18 protein-coding genes are annotated in these 19461 nt (G+C 32.4%); 17 read left to right on the top strand and 1 reads right to left on the bottom strand.

Going from position 1 to position 19461, the window contains the following annotated elements; translation table 11 throughout:
- The first annotated feature begins 4 nt into the window (after positions 1–4).
- Complete coding sequence (locus RNZ47_RS02785; protein WP_311936032.1) at positions 5–985, top strand: DUF4837 family protein; 981 nt, start codon at positions 5–7, stop codon at positions 983–985.
- 107 nt (positions 986–1092) lie between these two features.
- On the opposite strand, the gene tatA is transcribed toward RNZ47_RS02785, so the two are convergent.
- Positions 1093–1281: a Sec-independent protein translocase subunit TatA gene (gene tatA / locus RNZ47_RS02780; RefSeq protein ID WP_311936029.1), complete on the bottom strand. Its 189-nt coding sequence runs from the start codon at positions 1279–1281 to the stop codon at positions 1093–1095.
- 118 nt (positions 1282–1399) lie between these two features.
- Between tatA and RNZ47_RS02775 the strand changes: the two genes are divergently transcribed.
- From RNZ47_RS02775 to RNZ47_RS02700, 16 genes are all read left to right on the top strand, one after another.
- Positions 1400–2269 (top strand): M23 family metallopeptidase, encoded by an 870-nt coding sequence (locus tag RNZ47_RS02775; RefSeq protein WP_311936025.1) that lies wholly within the window; start codon positions 1400–1402, stop codon positions 2267–2269.
- A 91-nt stretch (positions 2270–2360) separates the two neighbouring features.
- Positions 2361–3851 (top strand): GH3 auxin-responsive promoter family protein, encoded by a 1491-nt coding sequence (locus RNZ47_RS02770; RefSeq protein ID WP_311936022.1) that lies wholly within the window; start codon positions 2361–2363, stop codon positions 3849–3851.
- Between the two features lie 100 nt (positions 3852–3951).
- On the top strand, positions 3952–5631 hold the full coding sequence (locus RNZ47_RS02765) for a DUF6909 family protein (protein WP_311936019.1): 1680 nt from the start codon (positions 3952–3954) through the stop codon (positions 5629–5631).
- Between the two features lie 12 nt (positions 5632–5643).
- The gene (locus tag RNZ47_RS02760; RefSeq protein ID WP_311936016.1) at positions 5644–6717 is read left to right on the top strand and encodes a YveK family protein; all 1074 of its coding nucleotides are present in this window, start codon (positions 5644–5646) and stop codon (positions 6715–6717) included.
- A gap of 3 nt (positions 6718–6720) precedes the next feature.
- Entirely contained in the window at positions 6721–7728 is a 1008-nt protein-coding gene (gene rfbB, locus RNZ47_RS02755) for a dTDP-glucose 4,6-dehydratase (protein WP_311936013.1), read from the top strand.
- 43 nt (positions 7729–7771) lie between these two features.
- On the top strand, positions 7772–8632 hold the full coding sequence (rfbA, locus tag RNZ47_RS02750) for a glucose-1-phosphate thymidylyltransferase RfbA (RefSeq protein ID WP_311936010.1): 861 nt from the start codon (positions 7772–7774) through the stop codon (positions 8630–8632).
- A gap of 1 nt (position 8633) precedes the next feature.
- Positions 8634–9182: a dTDP-4-dehydrorhamnose 3,5-epimerase gene (gene rfbC, locus RNZ47_RS02745; RefSeq protein ID WP_311936008.1), complete on the top strand. Its 549-nt coding sequence runs from the start codon at positions 8634–8636 to the stop codon at positions 9180–9182.
- The gene (gene rfbD / locus RNZ47_RS02740) at positions 9175–9960 is read left to right on the top strand and encodes a dTDP-4-dehydrorhamnose reductase (protein WP_311936005.1); all 786 of its coding nucleotides are present in this window, start codon (positions 9175–9177) and stop codon (positions 9958–9960) included. Before rfbC ends, rfbD begins: the two co-directional genes overlap by 8 nt.
- Before the next feature lie 13 nt (positions 9961–9973).
- Positions 9974–11788, top strand: coding sequence for an asparagine synthase (glutamine-hydrolyzing) (asnB, locus tag RNZ47_RS02735; protein ID WP_311936002.1), 1815 nt, complete (start codon positions 9974–9976; stop codon positions 11786–11788).
- A gap of 14 nt (positions 11789–11802) precedes the next feature.
- Positions 11803–12240 (top strand): FAD synthase family protein, encoded by a 438-nt coding sequence (locus tag RNZ47_RS02730; protein WP_311936001.1) that lies wholly within the window; start codon positions 11803–11805, stop codon positions 12238–12240.
- Positions 12241–12278: 38 nt separating this feature from the next.
- Complete coding sequence (locus RNZ47_RS02725; protein WP_311935998.1) at positions 12279–13532, top strand: oligosaccharide flippase family protein; 1254 nt, start codon at positions 12279–12281, stop codon at positions 13530–13532.
- Between the two features lie 8 nt (positions 13533–13540).
- Positions 13541–14746, top strand: coding sequence for a CDP-glycerol glycerophosphotransferase family protein (locus tag RNZ47_RS02720; protein ID WP_311935995.1), 1206 nt, complete (start codon positions 13541–13543; stop codon positions 14744–14746).
- Between the two features lie 26 nt (positions 14747–14772).
- Positions 14773–16041 carry an O-antigen ligase family protein gene (locus RNZ47_RS02715; RefSeq protein ID WP_311935992.1) on the top strand — a complete coding sequence of 423 codons (1269 nt, stop codon included), beginning with the start codon at positions 14773–14775 and terminating at the stop codon, positions 16039–16041.
- Positions 16028–17275: an O-antigen ligase family protein gene (locus RNZ47_RS02710; protein ID WP_311935990.1), complete on the top strand. Its 1248-nt coding sequence runs from the start codon at positions 16028–16030 to the stop codon at positions 17273–17275. Before RNZ47_RS02715 ends, RNZ47_RS02710 begins: the two co-directional genes overlap by 14 nt.
- Positions 17272–18315, top strand: a complete 1044-nt coding sequence (locus RNZ47_RS02705) for a glycosyltransferase family 4 protein (RefSeq protein ID WP_311935987.1) — start codon at positions 17272–17274, stop codon at positions 18313–18315. The genes RNZ47_RS02710 and RNZ47_RS02705 overlap by 4 nt, the downstream gene beginning before the upstream one ends.
- Positions 18312–19460: a glycosyltransferase gene (locus RNZ47_RS02700; RefSeq protein ID WP_311935984.1), complete on the top strand. Its 1149-nt coding sequence runs from the start codon at positions 18312–18314 to the stop codon at positions 19458–19460. Before RNZ47_RS02705 ends, RNZ47_RS02700 begins: the two co-directional genes overlap by 4 nt.
- The last annotated feature ends 1 nt before the right edge of the window (position 19461 follow it).

Here is a 19461-nt window from a genome sequence, read left to right as displayed (position 1 = left end):
CTTAATGATGCGTAATTTTCTTTTAACAGCATTAGCCATTGTGCTACTAGTCTCTTGCGGAGACAAAAAATCTTCCAACGACAGAATACTTTTCGATTCGTCTGGAAACGTTAATCACATTTCGGTTGTAGTTAGTAACGAACTATGGAACGGTAGTGTTGGAGAAGCCATTAGAAACGTGCTTACCACGCCAATTTATGGGCTGCCACAAGACGAACCCATGTTTAATATTAACCAAATACCAACCAAGGTGTTTTCCGATTTTATTACGAGAAACCGAACCATTTTAAAAATAGAAATGGGTAAACCCTCAGGGTTTAAAGTCGTTAGAAATGTATACGCGCAACCTCAAAAAGTAATTGTTGTTTCAGGAAATACCAAAGACGATGTTATTGGGTTGCTTAAAGACAATTCGGAAAAAATATTGGAAGAATTTAAAAATGAAGAGCTAGCAGAACAGCAGCGACGTATGAGCAAATCGCTTCACCGTACAAAAAAGATTGAAGAAAAACTGGGGTTGAGTATTAAGTTCCAGACGGCTTACCGAATCGCCAAAGAAATCGATAATTTCTTTTGGATACGTAAAGATATTTCAACAGGAACAACCAATTTAATGATTTACGAGTTGCCTTTGAGTGCTATTAAAAGAAATGATAGTGTTGTAAATCAAATTATTAAAATTCGAGATTCTATTGGTAAAAAGTATATCCCAGGCCCTACAGATGGCTCTTATATGGTTACCGAGAATGCTTATGCGCCATTCCATTCTGAAACCATTTTAGACAACAAACCCGCTTTAGAGACCAAAGGACTTTGGGATTTAAAAGGTGCTTTTATGGCTGGTCCCTATATTAATTATGCCATTGAAGATAAAATTAATAACAGATGGATTATTGCAGAAGGCTTTGCATTTGCGCCATCTGTTGAAAAACGGGATTATATGTTCGAGCTAGAAGCCATAATTAAAACGATTAAAATTAATTAACGGTTTGCGTGTAAACAGAGCATCCTTAAGACCTTTATTTAAAAAATTCAGTCATAAAAAAAAACCAGCTTTTTAAGCTGGTTTTTCATTACTAGTAAAATACACTTTTACTGTTTTTTATCTTTTGCAGGCTCATCGCCTTCTTCTTTGCTAGCGTCTTTAAATTCCTTAATGCCGCTACCCAATCCTCGCATTAATTCCGGTATTTTTTTACCGCCAAACAACAGTAAAACAACAACAACAATTAAGGCTATTTGCCAAGGACCAATCGCTAATGGTAATATATAAAAACTCATAACTTTAAAATTTAAAAAGCAAAGTTAATAATTAAAGTTTAATAATGGCGTTTTAAAGCTAACTTTAGTACAAAGAGAAACTACTCGTGCCATAATTTTATATATTTTTGTTTTCAACATGAAGAACGAAAAGAAAGAACCTAAAAAAATAAAACGAAAATTACTCGATAAGTATCGCTTAGTCATTTTAAACGAAAACACCTTCGAGGAACGCCTGTCTTTTAAACTAACAAGACTAAACGTTTTTGTGTTGGCTTCAATCTCAATAATTGTTTTAATAAGCGCTACATATGCATTAATTGCTTTTACACCGCTTAGGGAGTATATTCCTGGGTATTCTTCAACAGCTTTAAAAAAGAAAGCCGTAGAGCTTAATTATAAAACCGATTCGTTGCAACAGGTTATTTCTATGAACGAAAGGTATTTTTCATCGATAAAAAAAGTATTGCAAGGCGATGTAAGCGTTGTGGATTTTAATAAGGATTCTATAGTAGAAGCCATAAAATTAGAAGATACCGAAATAGACTTAAGTCCAAGTTTGGAAGATTCCTTATTGCGTGAAAAAGTGGCCAAAGAAGACAAATACAACCTCTTTGAGTCGGCTATATCGGCTTCAAATTTTGTACTGTTTCCCCCTGTTAACGGTACCATTAGCGAGCCTTATAATCTTAAGGAAAAACATTATGCGGTAGATGTTGTAGTGCCCAAGGACGCCCCCATTAAAGCCACGGCCGATGGTATTGTAATTTTTGCCGAATGGACACCAACTACGGGACATGTAATAATTATTGAGCACAGTTACGGTTTAATTTCTGTGTACAAACACAATGGTGCATTAACAAAAACACAAGGCGATTTGGTAAAGGCAGGCGAGGTTATAGCCACAGCGGGAGATTCTGGAGAGCTTTCAACGGGTCCACATTTACATTTCGAGCTTTGGAACGACGGTTACCCAATAAACCCAACAAACTTTATAGATTTTGAATAAAAGCGGTTCCCTCGAGCGCAGTCGAGAGGTTAAAAACAAAATTAATAAAAGGTCTCGACTGCGCTCGATGTAATATTTAACTATAAATTAAATGCTATCAATAAAATCGGCTTTAGCAAAACCCTTTGCAAAACGTGCTTACAAGCGCATTAAAAAATGGGCAGAAAAGCCTATTGAAACACAAGAGAAGGTTTTTCAGGAATTAATAAGTAAAGCGGCTGCAACTTCCTTTGGGAAAGACCACGATTTTATTAGTATAAATAACCATTCAGATTTTGTAAAACGCGTTCCTGTAAGAGATTACGAAGCGCTTAGATCCTATGTTGAAAAAGCAGTATCGGGCGAAGAAAATGTACTTTGGACAGGAAAACCTATTTACTTTGCAAAAACCTCGGGCACAACCTCCGGTTCCAAATACATACCTATTACCAAAGAAAGCATGCCCACCCATGTTGAGGCGGCAAGAAATGCTATTTTAATGTACATTCACGAAACCGGGAATGCTAAATTTGTTGACGGGAAAATGATTTTTTTACAAGGCAGCCCAATTTTAAAAGAGCAAAATGGCATTCAACTAGGTAGGCTTTCGGGTATTGTGGCCCATTATGTGCCCAAGTATCTTCAAAAAAACAGATTGCCATCCTGGGAAACCAATTGCATTGAAGATTGGGAAACCAAAGTGGATGCTATTGTTGAAGAAACCTTGCCCGAAAACATGACGGTTATTTCAGGTATTCCGTCGTGGGTGCAAATGTATTTTGAAAAACTGCAACAAAAAACAGGCAAAAAGGTTGGTGATATTTTTAAAAACTTTAATCTTTTTATTTTTGGCGGTGTAAATTACGAGCCCTATCGCGCAAAATTTGAAAACCTAATTGGCAGAAAAGTAGATAGTATTGAACTGTACCCCGCCAGCGAAGGTTTTTTTGCATTTCAAGATAAACAAAACGAAAAAGGCATGTTGCTTCAATTAAACTCTGGTATTTTTTATGAGTTTATTAAAGCCGATGATTTTTTTAACGACAACCCCAAGCGCATCACGATTGCAGATGTAGAAATAGGGGTAAATTATGTGATGATAATCTCTACAAATGCCGGACTTTGGGCCTACAATATTGGTGATACGGTTGAGTTTACGTCAACAAACCCGTACCGTGTAATCGTTTCAGGAAGAATAAAGCATTTTATATCGGCTTTTGGTGAGCATGTGATTGGTAAAGAAGTTGAGCAAGCCATGAAGGAAGCCACTTTAAACACAGCGGTTAGGGTTTCAGAATTTACGGTGGCGCCTCAAATTAACCCAACTGAAGGTTTGCCGTATCACGAATGGTTTGTTGAGTTTGAAAATGAACCAGAAAATCTTTCCGCGCTAGCGAAAAATATAGACCAATCGCTTCAAAAACAAAACAGTTATTATTTCGATTTAATAGAAGGTAAAGTTTTGCAACCGCTTAAAATCACTAAAGTTAAAAAAGACGGTTTTCAAGAGTATATGAAATCTGTTGGGAAATTGGGCGGGCAAAATAAAATTCCGCGCCTATCAAACGACAGGAAGATTGCTAAGCATTTTTCGACGGATTAAAAATTTAAGGACCGGTTATGTGTAGAATTGACCAATACCATTGCAGCTTTCATGTTTAAAGTAATACAAATAGTATTATCTTTGCAAGAATTTAATAAGTATGAGTAAAAAGAAACGTCACGAAAGAACGAGAGCTCAAGAAAGCTCGAATGCCATTGAGAGAATGTACATTACAATGCGCCATTTGTTTAACCGTGGTTTTTATAAACCCATGGGGGTTTCGGGCGAAACGTTAAGACAATCGTTGTTGTTGCTACGACCAGAAATTTACGGATCAATTGGCGATGAAAAGGCAGAATTGGAAGGTTTACTTTATGTTATTGATAGATTGCCAATTGGTATTGAAGAGTGTACTTTTATCAATTTAACGAGTGATGAGGGTTATGCGAACTCTCATTTCAAACCTATAATCCCACCCAAAAGGCGTCGAAATTGCTATAGAATAGATGCCGAACAAATGAATATTGAGATTACCAGAGGACGATCGGACATCTACGATATTTTAACCCACCTTACCTTTCTTTTTATCGAATCGCACAAAATTAGTAATCGGGTCATTATTGATGAAAACGGCGCTACCACAAGAGATTGGATTAAGTTGGAAAAAGCGGTTTTATCAACTAAAAAGTTAACACAACCCGAACGTGAAATTGCAATTACGCATACGGCAAACATATTGGGGCGCACATTTAACGAGTTAACTAATGTGTATTCTAAATTTGCAACACCCAAACAACCGGAGCGCCTGTTGCATATTGTGTACTGGCTGGGTAAACTTGCCATTGAAGAGCAAATAAATAACAATAAGCGCACGGTTACTTTTAGTCCGGTGCTTAGGGAGCGCCTTGGCCACCATATACACGGTGAGATTTGGGCAAATACGATTAAGGAAACCTTACATAAAAACAATTTATTAGAACGGCCAATACATATTATTAGCGCCAATATGCACAGTGTTATGAATACGCTTTTCGCTCCAACGGCCTTGAAATCTAAAAAAGATATTTTTGAGGTCTATGAGTCTTTAAGTCAAAAAGAAAGCGAAAGCCTGCGAAATAAAGTCACTAAAGAGGCCTTGCTTAACGGGATGATTTATATTAAGGACAGCTCGGGTACCAATATCGACGTTCAAATTTTCGATACCGATAAAATAGATGCTTCTAAAATTGACGTAAAAACCAACGAAGCCGCATTAAATTCAGAAAAACCAGTGGTGTTTGTAATGGATTATGCTTTTGGTGAACAAGCCTACGAAACGATTGATGAATTATTGAAACCTTATATCGTAAAAGGAAAAGATATCCATTTAAATGTAGAATCCATTTCTATAATGGGTAAAGCTGGAATTTTAGAAGGCGGGAAAGGCGATATTATGATTCCCACGGCGCATATTTTTGAAGGAACAGCAGATAATTACCCTTTTAAAAATGAATTGAAAAAAGAAGATTTTGAAGGTGAAAACGTTAATGTTTGCGAAGGCTCAATGATTACTGTTTTGGGCACATCGTTACAAAACAAGGATATTTTAAAGTTTTTCCATGACTCGACATGGCACGTTATAGGCTTGGAGATGGAAGGTGCCCATTACCAAAAGGCCATTCAAGCGGCTTCCAAGGTGAGAAATAGCATAAACCCAAACGTAAAAGTGCGTTACGCTTATTACGCCAGTGATAATCCTTTAGAAACAGGAAGCACTTTAGCATCTGGCGGATTGGGAACTTCGGGCGTAAAGCCAACCTATTTAATAACCAGAAAAATATTAGAACAACTATTTAATTAACACAATAAAATTATGAGTAAAGATTTGCCACAACAAAACCCGTCTGAAGAAGTCGATTTAGGACAGTTGTTCAAACTTATAGGAAATGCTTTTGACCGCTTTTTTAAGTTTATAGGTAGCATATTGAACAGTCTTTTTTTGGCGTTTGTTTGGATTGTGTTTTTTCTAAAAAAACACTTTATAAAATTTATAATTGCTGGAATTGTTGGAGTTGCTCTAGGCATATTATTGGAAAAAACTTCCGAACCGGTTTACAAATCGTACATCACTGTTAAGCAAAATTATAATACTGGAGAAAATTTATACAATGCTATTAGCTATTATAATGATTTAGTAGAGCAACAGGATATAAGTACTTTGGAAAGTGTTTTAGGTGTTGAGCAGGACGCGTTGTCTTCTATAGACAAAATTGAAATTGAATCAACACTTAGTGAAAATCAAAAAATACAAGCTTACGATGCATACATAAAAACACTCGATTCTACCGTAGCATCAACAATTGATTATGAATCGTTCTTAAAAAATGATAAGGATTACAATCATAGGTATCAGCAAATTACCATTAAAGCTAAAGAAAGAAATAGTTTTAGTGCCGTTTTTAATAATATTATAGAAAATATAAACTCTAATCCATACTTTAAAAGAGAACAAGAAAAAGATATAAAAGCATTAAATGAACAGGCGTTGGCAATCAATAGGTCGTTGATTAAATCTGATACTTTACTTAATGTTTACCAAAAAGCCATTATAAAAGCTGCAGAAAACAACAATAATTCACAAGCTAGAATTACAATTGACAACAAAGATACCGGAAGTTCTACAAAAGAGTTTGAATTGTACTCTAAAGACTTGGAATTAAGAGAAAAGTTAGTGGAAATTGAAAGAAACATTGCCGACAAGCAACACATTATAGAAATAACATCAAGTAAGCAAGACAGTGGCTCTATAGATAACAGCAAAGAACTTTTAGGCAAATCAATGGGCTTAAAAAGCTATTACGCCTTGATTTTGTTAACACTAACTTTTTTAGTTTTAATGGGTTTAGAGTTTATTAAGTTTTTAGGACGCTATAAAGATAAAATATAGACTATGACTATTTTAATAACAGGTGGTGCCGGATTTATAGGATCAAATTTCATCCTATATTATTTAGAAAACAACCCAGATGTTAAAATAGTAAACATTGATAAATTAACCTACGCCGCTAATGTATCAAATTTAGCTAGCGTGGAAAACAACGATAGATACACTTTTATTAAGGGTGATATTTGTGATAGAGCCTTAATTGAACGTTTATTTACTCAATACGAATTTAAAGGTGTTATACATTTTGCGGCAGAATCTCATGTTGATAATTCTATCAGTAAACCTACAGCTTTTATTAACACCAATATTGTAGGAACATTTAATTTAATTGATGTAGCTAAAAACCATTGGATGGATGCTCCAAAATCGCCAAAACCACAGCATAAAAACTCAAGATTTCATCATATTTCTACCGATGAGGTTTATGGTACATTGGGAGAACATGGCTTATTTACAGAACAAACACCTTATGCACCAAACAGCCCGTATAGTGCCTCAAAGGCATCATCAGATTTTATAGTTCGAAGCTATTTTCATACTTACGGCATGAATGCGGTTACCACCAATTGCTCAAACAATTACGGCCCCAATCAGCACAACGAAAAACTTATTCCAACCATAATTAGAAAAGCACTTTCTGGAGAAAACATTCCCATTTATGGCGATGGAAAAAACATTCGAGATTGGTTATATGTTAAAGACCATTGCACCGGGATAGACCTGGTTTTTAAAAAAGGCATTGCGGGTGATACCTATAATATTGGAGGCAAAAATGAACGTAACAATTTATATATTGCAAATAGAATTTGTGAGATATTGGACGAAATGAAACCTAAAACGAAGTCGTATAAAAATCAAATTTCGTTTGTTACAGACAGGCCGGGGCATGATTATAGGTACGCCATTGATGCGTCAAAAATTGAAACCGAACTGGGTTGGCAAGCACACGAAAGTTTTGAAACCGGCATACTTAAAACCATTAATTGGTATATTAAGAAATACAACGTTTAATTTAAAGAGATTTCCACTTTCGTGGAAATGAAAAAAATAATTGATGAAGGGTATCATTTTAGCAGGAGGTTCGGGCACGCGTTTGCATCCACTAACCAAAGTGGTTAGTAAACAACTTATGCCTATTTACGATAAACCCATGATTTATTATCCGCTTACCACGTTAATGTCTACGGGAATACAAGAAATTCTAATTATTTCCACTTCAAAAGACACCCCAAAATTTAAGGAATTATTGGGCGATGGAAGCGATTACGGTTGTCATTTCCAATACGCCATTCAAGAGGAGCCAAACGGATTGGCCGAAGCATTTATTATTGGAGAAGAATTTATAGGAAACGATAGCGTAGCCCTTATTTTAGGCGATAATATATTTTATGGTTCAGGTTTAAACAGCATTTTACGAGCTAGCGTTAATCCAATCGGAGGTATTATTTTTGCGTACCATGTTAACGATCCACAGCGCTATGGCGTTGTTGAGTTCGATGACCAAAACAAAGCGGTTTCAATTGAAGAAAAACCAAAACAACCAAAATCTAATTTTGCGGTTCCGGGCATATATTTTTATGATAATAATGTAGTTGAAATTGCAAAGAACATAAAACCGAGCCATAGGGGCGAACTAGAAATAACAGATATTAATAAAGCTTATTTAATTAAAGGAGCGCTTAACGTAGAAATTTTAGATAAAGGCACAGCTTGGTTAGATACTGGTACTTTCGCATCGCTCATGCAGGCTTCTCAATTTGTACAAGTTATTGAGGATCGCCAAGGTCAAAAAATAGGATGTATTGAGGAAGTGGCATATAAAATGGGATATATTGACAGTATTCAACTAAATAAACTAGCACAGCCACTACTTAAAAGCGGCTACGGCGAATACCTTCAACAATTAATAGATTAACATGACGGTTGAAGAAACAAATTTAAAAGGCTGTTTTGTAATAGCGCCTAATGTAATTGAAGACGAAAGAGGTTATTTTTTTGAAAGTTTTAACAAAGCTCAATTCGAAGCTAAAACAGGAATTGCCACCAACTTTATTCAAGATAACCAATCGCAATCCTCAAAAGGGGTTTTAAGAGGACTGCATTTACAAACTGGAGCGTTTGCTCAAGCCAAACTTGTTAGGGTAATTAAAGGCAAAGTTTTAGATGTCTGTGTAGATTTAAGAAAAGATTCGCTAACCTTTGGAAAACACTTTTCAATAGTTTTAGACGCTATAGAGCACAATCAACTTTACATTCCTAAAGGATTCGCCCACGGTTTTTTAGTTTTGGAAGACCAAACTATTTTTTCTTATAAATGTGATAATTATTATAATAAAGCTTCAGAAAGAGGCATTATTTATAACGATAAAACATTAAATATCGATTGGGGTTTCCCAACGGAAAACTTAATGCTTTCAGAAAAAGACAAAGCGCTACCAACACTAGAGGCTTACCTAAATGAATAAACGAGTTTTAGTAACAGGAGCCAATGGGCAATTAGGAAAAACCACTAATGAGTTATTCGCTAAAAACGAATACGGCCTAGAATTTACTTTTGTTACTAAAGCAGAATTAGATATTACCAAAGAAGCCGATTTAAAACCGTTTTTTAAAAATAACAAGTTTGATTATTGTATAAATTGTGCCGCTTACACCAATGTGGAGCAAGCAGAAAAAACACCTGAAATAGCCTATAAAGTAAATGCCGAAGGTGTAAAGTATTTAGCTGAGGCTTGCAAAGAAACCGATACGGTATTAATCCATATTTCAACAGATTATGTTTTTGATGGCGAGAAAACAGAGCCTTACACAATCAAGGACATCCCAAATCCTATTAACGAATATGGTAAATCAAAACTATTGGGCGAGCAACATGTTCAAGATATTTTAGATGACTACTTTATAATAAGAACCTCGTGGCTGTACAGTAAACAATACGGACATAACTTTTATAAAACCATTTTAAAAAAGGCTAAAGCAGGAGAAGCTTTACTAATAACTGATGATCAACTAGGTTGTCCAACAAACACTGAGAACCTAGCAAAATACATAATAAGTCTAATTGCAATCAAATCAAAAGATTACGGAATAAAACATTTTTGTGATGAAGGAGAAATGACTTGGTATGGTTTTACAGAACAGATTTTAAAAGAAATTGGTTTGTTTAATAAAGTAAACCTTGCCAAGGCAAAGAATTATCGTACTTTTGCACGCAGACCAAAAAGAAGTGTTTTATTAAAATAAATTTTTAGATTTAATGTGCGGAATAACGGGAATCTATTCTAAAAAAAATATTCAAAATATTAAAGAAAGAGTTTTAAGGATGAATACCTCTATAAAACATAGGGGGCCTGATGCCGAAGGAGTTTATGGAGATGATAATCTTGTACTTGGGCACAGACGATTAAGTATTATAGATACAAGAGAGGTTTCTAATCAACCAATGCATTCCAACTCTAACTATTGGCATGTAGTGTTTAATGGAGAGATTTATAATTTTAAAAAAATAAAATCAAAGCTTAATTACAGTTTCAAAACAACCTCAGATACAGAGGTCATTTTAGCGGCCGTAGAAGAAAAAGGAATTGATTGGTTTATTGAACAAGCTAATGGTATGTTTGCAATTGCTTTGTATAATTCTGAGACTAAAAATTTGTACCTAGTAAGAGACAGGTTGGGGATAAAGCCCCTTTACATTTATAATGATGGCGAACATTTAATTTTTTCATCAGAGATAAAAGCCATCCTGTCTAGTGGCTTGGTGGATGCACAATTTAACGAAGAAGCAGTAGACGAATATTTGGCAAATAGGTACATACGCTCCCCTTATACATTCTTTAAAAACATCTTTCAAGTACAACCCGGAACATATTTACTGGTTGATAAAAACCTGTCTTCAATTGAAAACAAATATTGGGACATTCCACAAGTATTTAATATGTCCAAGGAGTATAATGAGGGTAGAATTCTAAGTGGGTTAGACGAAGAGTTAAATAAAGCGATTAAATATAGGCTTATTGCCGATGTGCCATTAGGAACTTATTTAAGTGGAGGAGTTGACTCTAGTGTCATTACTGCAATTACGGCTATAAATAAAAAGGAAAAAGTTAACACGTATACAATTGGATTTAAGGAAATTAATGAGTTTGAGTATGCAAAGATGATTGCTGAAAAATATGATACCGAACACCATGAAATCTTAATGCATAAAGAAGATTATATGTCTAATTGGGAGCGCCTAATTAAATTCAAAGATGCACCACTAGGTGTGCCCAACGAAATCCCGTTAGCTGTAATGTCTAGTAAACTAAAAGAAAAAATTACTGTTGTATTATCGGGCGAAGGAGCAGACGAATTGCTAGGAGGATATGGTAGGATTTTTAGATCACCATTTGATTATTCCAATAAAGAAACTAATAAATCATTTTACGATTACTTTATTTCAAAATACGAGTATGTACCCAGGTCTATGCGAGATGAATTAATTAACACACCTAAAAACTACAGACACAAGTTTGATAAAGAAATAAAGGAAAGTTTTGATTCTAGCTCTAAAGAAGAAAGTGTTTTCAAGTTTTTTCATAAATACCATGTAAAAGGATTATTACAGCGGGTTGACATGACAACGATGCAAACCTCAGTAGAAGCTAGAGTACCCTTTTTAGATCATAATTTAATTGAATTTTCATATCGTAATATTCCTTACGATATGAAACTACGTTGGATAAATGACGAAGCGGAGAATAAAGCAAAGTCTATGAGTGCTGATCAATATAGCGAAACCTTGGACACACCAAAATATTTACTCAGGAAATTATCTTACAAATATTTGCCCGAAGAAATCATTGAGCGAAAAAAAATAGGATTTCCTGTGCCTTTAACAGAATGGTTTGATAACCTAGAATCTCTAGCCAAAGAGCTTTTACCAAAAGCCAATTGGTTAAAAGAGGGTGTTGTTAACGATTTAATAGAAAAAAGTAAAACCGAATCTAGAGCAGGACAAATACTCTGGATGTTTATTAATATAGAATTATTTAAAAGTAACTACTTCAATAAGCAGTGGAAGTGGTAATATAACATTAGCTTATGTACAAAAGAGGAGACGAAAAAACAACGATAGGATACACGTCTGGGGTGTACGACTTATTTCATATTGGACATTTAAATTTAATAAAAAATGCTAAAGGATTATGCGACAAGCTAATTGTTGGAGTAACATCTGATGAGTTAGTTGCTTATAAAAACAAAAAAGCCGTAATAGGCCACCAAGAGCGCATGGAAATTGTTAGAAACATTAAACATGTTGACGCAGTTGTTCCCCAAAACGATATGGACAAATTCAAAATGTGGGAACGCCTAAAGTTTGATGTCATGTTTGTTGGCGATGACTGGTTTGAGAGTGAAAAATGGAAAGAACTTGATGAAAAATTTAAGGCCGTTGGAGTAAAAATTGTGTACTTTCCATATACCAAAGGAACATCTTCTACTTTAATAAACGAAACTTTAAAGAAGCTAAGAGAGTAGGTTTTTTCATGCAGGAGCTATAAATTTAACTTATTAAAATGAAGCTTGTAACATTTAAACATGTTTTAGTAAAAAATTTTTTAGCTCTTTCTACTTTACAAGGAGTTAACCTTATTCTACCATTTGTAACTTTGCCCTATTTAACTAGAGTGCTAGGGGTTTCTAATTATGGGGTTGTGGTAATGGTTTATTCTATTATGCAGTTTTTAAATGTGATTTGTGATTATGGTTTTAATTTATCAGCTACAAAAGATATTTCATTACACAGAAATGATAAGTTAAAAGTTAACACTATTTTTAGCAGTATCCTAATTATTAAAGTATTGTTGCTAATAATATCATTGGCTATTTTATTAATATTAACCAATCTTATACCTGTTTTAGCAGGGAATCGATTGGCCTATTTTTGGGGTTTTGGTATAGTAGTTGGCCAAGCAATAACGCCAACATGGTTATTTCAAGGTATGGAAAAAATGAAATATATTACCATAGTTAATTTAGTTTCTAAGTCGCTTTTTACACTTTTAATTTTTGTATTTATAAAACATTCAAGCGAGTTTATATTCGTACCCTTATTGTATTCTATTGGGTTTGTTCTTGCAGGAGTATTATCATTATTTTTTGCTTATAAAGAATTTGGAGTTTCCTTTTATTTATCTAAATGGAAAGATATAAAAGAAGAATTAAAAAACAGTACCCAATACTTTTACTCTAGGGCTTCGGTTGCTCTATATACCTCAAGTAATAATTTTATTGTAGGTTTAGTTCTTGGAGAATTTTATGCAGGAATTTTTGGAGTTGCTGAAAGGTTGTTTACAGCAATGACAGTAATTTATAGCCCATTATCTGATGCAATTTACCCATATATGGTTAAAAAAAAAGACTTAAAACTGTTTAAAAAAATATTTATTTCTGCAATGGTTTTTAATCTACTAGTTTGTTTAATTACCGTAATTTTTTCTTCCGAAATAGTTAATTTTGTTTTTGGAGAAGGATACCAAGAAAGTGCTATGTTGTTAAAATATTTTTGCTTTTTAGCATTAATTATTGTGCCAGCGACTTTTATTGGTTACCCATTACTTGGTGCATTTGGTTTTGAAAAATACGCCAACTATAGTGTTGTTGTAGCATGTATAATTCATGTAACTATTTTAATTTTTATAGCTTCTTTCCTTACTATATATTCAATGGTATTATTATTAATTTTCACTCAAGTTATTGTTTTAAGTATAAGATCTGTAGGTGTTATTAAACTTTTTAAATTAAATTTATTAGGTAATAAAAAAAACTAGATGTTTTAATGAAAACAGCTCTCAGACGATTAAAGATAATATTAAAAACAGTGATAGGGCTGCCTATTTATTATATTTCTATTTTTTTTCCAAAGAAAAAAGGTCTAATTGTAATCGGGTCTTCATTAGGAAAATATTTTGCAGACAATTCAAAGTATTTTTACTTAAAGTACTATAACAGAGACAAGAGTGGTTTAAATCTAATTTGGCTAACAAAGAGCAGAGATGTTGTTAGAGAACTAAATTCAAAAGGTTTACCAGTAAAATTCTTATATTCTTTTGGAGGCGCTTATACAGCCTTAAGAGCGTCAAAAGCCTATTTGTCTCACCAATTAGACGATATTAATGGAGCCTTAATTGGAGGAGCAAAAATTGTTCAATTATGGCACGGGATGCCGTTAAGAAAAATTGGGTATGGAGGGGATTGGATGGACGACAATCTTTCTGGCAAAGTAAAACTTTTTATTTCCAAATGGTTGCCATATGCATATTATATGAAGTGCGATGTTTTAATGGCACCCTCTAAAAGAGCAAAGGATAATTATGTAGAACCATTTTCTAAGTCATTTAGAAATAATAAGATAGAAGATAATATTGTATTATCGCAACAGCCTAGAACATTCTGTTTTGAAGAAACCTTTGAATTAAGCGAAACTTTCTTTCCAGAAAAGAAAATGCTTTTAGAGCTTAGGAGTAAATATAAATGCATTATTTCATGGTTGCCAACCCAAAGAAAACAATTTAATAAAACAATAATAGACGTAATTAAAGACTCTGGGTTGAACATGAAAAAAATGGATGCTTTTTGTAGAAAAACGAATAGTATATTTGTGATTAAAGCTCATTTTTTAGATTTTGACTTACTTAAAGGAATTACAAAAGGATTTAACAATATTTTAATATACCCAAACTCTGACCCATATCCGTTACTTAAATTTACTGATGTATTAATAACTGATTATTCAAGTGTTTTCTTTGATTTTTTGTTATTGGATAGACCAATAATATTTATGTGTCATGATTTAGAAGAGTACACCAATAAAGCTCAGTTTTACTATGACTTTGAAACCTTGGAGATTGGGCCAATATGTAGGTCATGGAAATCAACAATCAAAGTTATCTCAAATATTTCTGAAGATAACGATGATTTTGCAAAAAAAAGGAATAATAAATTTAATATGTTTGGATTTGTGGAATACTTTGACACTGTATAGTAAAAAAAATATTTAATAAGTCAATAATGAAAGTCAAAATTGCTACATTTTTTTGCTTGTTCTTGTTTTTCCTGCCTTTTACGCAAGCTCTTACACTGAATGTGGGATTCCCTTTAAAAGTGTCAGAAATATTACTAATAGTAATGATTGGAATATACTTTTTTATTGGGTATGTGCCTAAAGAATATTTACACTTTATTATAAATAACAAGGCCATATTTCTTTTCTTATTATGGGCACTTCTGTCATTTATGATAAATAGCTTCTGGCAGTATGATTATCCTTTAAAACAGATACCATTCAGAATAAGTGCTATTGGAGATAGTTTTTTAAGGTTTTGTTATATAATTTTAAATATAACAGCTTTTTTTATTAGTATATATTTTATTTCAAGAAACAAAAGGATTTTAAAGTTTTGGGTTTTAGGAGCTGTTATTGCAAGTTCATACTCATGGTATTTGTTTGTTTTTTCAGCGCTCGGGTTACCTTATATAAAGCTATTTGGGATGGAATCAAATCCCCAAAATTTATTTGGGATAATTAGATGTGGCACTTTTAAAGAAGGTAATTTTTTCGGCCTATTTTTAATATTATCTTCATTAATTGCCTTTTTTAGAGGTAAAACAAAAGTAGGTTGGTTTTTAATGTTTACAATTATTACAACTATGTCCACGATTTCTATTGTAAGTGGGTGTTTAACATTGGTTTATATTTACAGAAAAAAAATGTTCACAGGCAAAATTTTGATTGTTTACCCTTTAATTTTAATGGCGGTTATTTTTTCTGCAAAAACAGAGTTTTTTCAGCGTTATGTTAAAGGAAAAATATTTCAACCTGTTAGTCATCTTACTAATGATAACTTTTCTAAAGTAGATAGATATCTTACTGGTAGAATTGCTTTTAAACAAGGTTTATATAACCCATTTATTGGTGTAGGTCCATATAACTATGCGCTTCATTATGATTATTATAATGATTATGAAACCGTAGTAAAAAACCCATCTAAATGGTTTGATAATTATATTGCAAGAACTAATAAGAGGGCTATAACAAACAATGTATATTTAGAAGTATGGTCTGAGTATGGTGTAGTTGGGTTTGTTTTTTTTATGTTTTTTTTAGTAAAAACCTTATTTGTGGCAATCAAAAATAAAAATGATTTTATAACTGGAGGAGTTATTGCTATTTTGATTTCTTTTAACGCATTTCCTTCTTTTATAATGTTATTCATTTGGGTTTATTTAGCTATACCTTATGCATTTAACTATAACAAACGGGTAAATGAAAATCCCTAACTACGTATTAAAAGCAAGCAAGATATTCTTGTACTTGTTAGCTCTACTTCCTTTACTCTCTTTACCTTTGGTTAGTATAGCAATCATGCTGTTCGTTTTTTTTTCTATAATTTCTTTTAGATTAACTAACCAAGAAAAAAACACAATGGTCAAAAAGGAATGGTTTTTGTTTTTTTTATTTACAACTCCTTTTTTGTTTTATTTGATTGCTTTAATTTGGACTGAAGACTTATCACTCGGCATTAAACTAATTGAAAAGAATTTATCGTTTTTAGTAATTCCGTTTACGGTTTTTATTTTAAAACCCTTTAAATCACATCTGCAAATAAAAAACTTCATTAAAACGTATATTATATCATGTTCTATTTCTGTAATTTTTACAATATTATATATACTCATTAATCTTAAAAGTATTTATAATCAACAAAACACTTATTTTATAAATATAAAACTTAGAGAGACTATTGAATTGACGCCAATTATTGGAGAACATGCTATATATTTTTCACTAATTTTAGGAATAGGATTATTATTGCTTTTTTACAACAGATTCAAAAATCGTAGACTTAATATTTTTTTGTTTTTGATGTTAACAATTGGAATTGTTATTGCGAGCTCTAGAGGCGTGATTATAGCCATATTGATTGTTGGGGTTTTATTAGCTTATCAAGAAATCAAAAATAAAAGGAAATTAGTTATAATAATAGTGTTGTCAATCTCAGGTTTTGCTGTTTTAGCTTACGTATCTCCTATTAAAAAACGAGTAATTGAAATTGTTAATACCAAGTACATTTATCCTAAAGGAGACTACTATAATTCGTTTAACTTAAGGATGGCCATTTATAATTGCTCCTTGTCGTTAATTAATGAATCGGCAATTATAGGCTTTGCTCCAGCCGATTTACAGCAAAAATTAAATGAGTGTTATAAGAAATTTGATACTAGTGCATTTCAAAAAACTAATTACAATACCCACAATCAGTATCTAGATTATATTTTATCATTCGGAGCAATAGGTTTTATTTTAATTTTATTCTCATTTGCATATTTTTTAAAAATTGCAATTGTAACCCAAAACAATGAGTATTTTAATTTTTTAATCTTAATGTATATTGCGTTTTTAACTGAAAATATATTAGTTAGAAACACGGGGATAGTTTTATTTGTAATGTTTAATTGTTTATTTGCTTATTCTACTTTATTAAAAAATTTTAATTTAAATATCAAACAATGATAGTGATTAATGCTAGGTTTTTAACTCAAAAGATGACAGGCGTTCAAAGATATGCTTTTGAAATATGCAATTTGTTACCAAAAAAAATAGGAAATAAAAAAATTGTTTTGGTTGCTCCAAAAGCCACAATAATAAATAAATTAGATAACGATATAGATATTGTTTTTTATGGTAATTTAAAAGGGCAACTTTGGGAACAGATTAGTTTACCAATATTTTTAAACAAGAATAAAAACCCCTTGTTAATTAATTTTGTTGGTATAGCACCGGTATTTTATAAAAGGAAAGTAATGTTTTTATACGATTTAGCTTTTAAACATTATCCAGAATGGTTTTCTTATTCATTTCAAAAACCATATAATCTTTTGATACCCTTAAGTTTAAAGAACTCTTTGAAGATTATTACAGACAGCAATTATGTTAAAGAAGATATACATAAAGTATACAAGATTAGCAATGATAATATTTATGTTATATATGCAGCACCTTCAGTCAAGTTTAAGAATTTGAATTTAAAAAAAGAAAAATTTATTTTAACCGTATCTTCAATCGATCCTAGAAAAAATCTTCAAAGAGTTATCAAAGCATTTAATGAATTGAATTCAGACTATAAACTCGTTATTGTGGGATCAAAAAGCAAAACGTTTTCAAATATTGAATTAAACGAAAAAAAGTATAATAGAAACATTATCTTTACAGGCTATTTAAGTGATGAAGATTTAATTAAACTTTATAATAGAGCGGAAGTATTCATTTATGCCTCTTTGTTCGAAGGTTTTGGCATTCCTCCATTAGAGGCTCAAGCCTGCGGGACTGTTTGTGTTGTATCTAACACAACTTCATTACCAGAAGTATATGAGGATTCAGTAGAATACTGCGATCCGCATTCTATTGAAAGTATTAAAAACGCGATTAAAAAACTATTAATTGATTCGAATAGAAGAAATCAATTAAAGAAAAAAGGAGAAAAGAATGTTAATCGATTTAGTTGGAATGATTCGACAAATAGGTTAGTTAAAAAAATAGAAGGCATTTTATGAAAAAAGCATTAATTCACGACTGGTACACCGTATATGGCGGAGCAGAAAGGTGCGTTGAGAGTTTTACGAATATTTGGAGTGATTTTGATCATTTTTCTTTAATTGATAATTTATCACAAAAGCATAGAGATATCATTTTAAAGGGTAAACAGACAAAAAATTCTTTTATCCAAAAGCTTCCATTTGGAAAAACAAAATATAGGAGCTATTTACCATTTTTTCCTCTTGCGATTGAGCAGTTAGATTTAACAGATTATGACTTAGTTATTTCTTCCTCATCTTCCGTTGCAAAAGGAGTTTTAACGAGACCTAATCAACTACATATATCTTATGTTTATTCTCCTGTAAGATATGCATGGGATTTGTACGCACAATACATCAAAGAGGCCAAGTTAGATAAAGGAATTAAAGGGTTCTTTGCTAGATATTTCTTGTTTAAATTAAGACTATGGGATTATTCGACAGCAAATAGACCAGATCATTATATAGCAATCTCTAATTATGTAGGAAAAAGGATAAAAAAAATTTATAATAAAGAATCTATTGTAATTTATCCACCAGTTGATACAGAATCGTTTACAATAACTAAACAAACTAGTGACTATTATATTACATGCTCAAGAATGGTTCCTTATAAAAAGATTGATTTAATTGTGGAGGCTTTTTCTAAGACGGATAAAAAATTAATTGTTGTTGGAGATGGTCCTGACTACAAAAAAATAAAAAAACTAGTAAGCCCAAATATTAATCTAAAAGGATACGTTGAAAAGGAAGAGATGCAAGAATTGATTAAACGAGCAAGAGCCTTTATCTTTGCAGCTGAAGAAGATTTTGGGATTGCTCCGATTGAGGCTCAGGCTTGTGGAGTTCCTGTAATTGCCTTTGGAAAAGGGGGAGCTCTTGAAACTATTAAGGGAGTGTTTCCAAGTGAAAGCATGATTTCCGAAACTGAGACTGGAGTATTTTTTGACAATCAAAAGGTAAACTCACTTTTAGAAGCTTTAAATTATTTTGAAAAAAACGAATCATTGTTTAATAAAGAAGTTATAAGAAAAAATGCGGAGCGATTTAGCATTAAAAGATTTGAAAATGAATTTAAAGAAACAGTAGAAAGATTATATAATAATTGGAAAGAAATAAAATAAA

Origin of the sequence: Hwangdonia seohaensis (genome assembly GCF_031932625.1) — a bacterium.
GTDB lineage: Bacteria > Bacteroidota > Bacteroidia > Flavobacteriales > Flavobacteriaceae > Hwangdonia > Hwangdonia seohaensis.
Note: the sequence above shows the minus strand (reverse complement) of the source record. Positions and strands in the feature narration are given on the sequence as shown.

What these genes read in the sequence shown, in the direction of transcription:
- RNZ47_RS02785 (WP_311936032.1), top strand. Translation starts at nt 5, where the DNA reads ATGATGCGTAATTTTCTTTTAACAGCATTAGCCATTGTGCTACTAGTC.
- tatA (WP_311936029.1), bottom strand. Translation starts at nt 1,281, where the DNA reads ATGAGTTTTTATATATTACCATTAGCGATTGGTCCTTGGCAAATAGCC.
- RNZ47_RS02775 (WP_311936025.1), top strand. Translation starts at nt 1,400, where the DNA reads ATGAAGAACGAAAAGAAAGAACCTAAAAAAATAAAACGAAAATTACTC.
- RNZ47_RS02770 (WP_311936022.1), top strand. Translation starts at nt 2,361, where the DNA reads ATGCTATCAATAAAATCGGCTTTAGCAAAACCCTTTGCAAAACGTGCT.
- RNZ47_RS02765 (WP_311936019.1), top strand. Translation starts at nt 3,952, where the DNA reads ATGAGTAAAAAGAAACGTCACGAAAGAACGAGAGCTCAAGAAAGCTCG.
- RNZ47_RS02760 (WP_311936016.1), top strand. Translation starts at nt 5,644, where the DNA reads ATGAGTAAAGATTTGCCACAACAAAACCCGTCTGAAGAAGTCGATTTA.
- rfbB (WP_311936013.1), top strand. Translation starts at nt 6,721, where the DNA reads ATGACTATTTTAATAACAGGTGGTGCCGGATTTATAGGATCAAATTTC.
- rfbA (WP_311936010.1), top strand. Translation starts at nt 7,772, where the DNA reads ATGAAGGGTATCATTTTAGCAGGAGGTTCGGGCACGCGTTTGCATCCA.
- rfbC (WP_311936008.1), top strand. Translation starts at nt 8,634, where the DNA reads ATGACGGTTGAAGAAACAAATTTAAAAGGCTGTTTTGTAATAGCGCCT.
- rfbD (WP_311936005.1), top strand. Translation starts at nt 9,175, where the DNA reads ATGAATAAACGAGTTTTAGTAACAGGAGCCAATGGGCAATTAGGAAAA.
- asnB (WP_311936002.1), top strand. Translation starts at nt 9,974, where the DNA reads ATGTGCGGAATAACGGGAATCTATTCTAAAAAAAATATTCAAAATATT.
- RNZ47_RS02730 (WP_311936001.1), top strand. Translation starts at nt 11,803, where the DNA reads ATGTACAAAAGAGGAGACGAAAAAACAACGATAGGATACACGTCTGGG.
- RNZ47_RS02725 (WP_311935998.1), top strand. Translation starts at nt 12,279, where the DNA reads ATGAAGCTTGTAACATTTAAACATGTTTTAGTAAAAAATTTTTTAGCT.
- RNZ47_RS02720 (WP_311935995.1), top strand. Translation starts at nt 13,541, where the DNA reads ATGAAAACAGCTCTCAGACGATTAAAGATAATATTAAAAACAGTGATA.
- RNZ47_RS02715 (WP_311935992.1), top strand. Translation starts at nt 14,773, where the DNA reads ATGAAAGTCAAAATTGCTACATTTTTTTGCTTGTTCTTGTTTTTCCTG.
- RNZ47_RS02710 (WP_311935990.1), top strand. Translation starts at nt 16,028, where the DNA reads ATGAAAATCCCTAACTACGTATTAAAAGCAAGCAAGATATTCTTGTAC.
- RNZ47_RS02705 (WP_311935987.1), top strand. Translation starts at nt 17,272, where the DNA reads ATGATAGTGATTAATGCTAGGTTTTTAACTCAAAAGATGACAGGCGTT.
- RNZ47_RS02700 (WP_311935984.1), top strand. Translation starts at nt 18,312, where the DNA reads ATGAAAAAAGCATTAATTCACGACTGGTACACCGTATATGGCGGAGCA.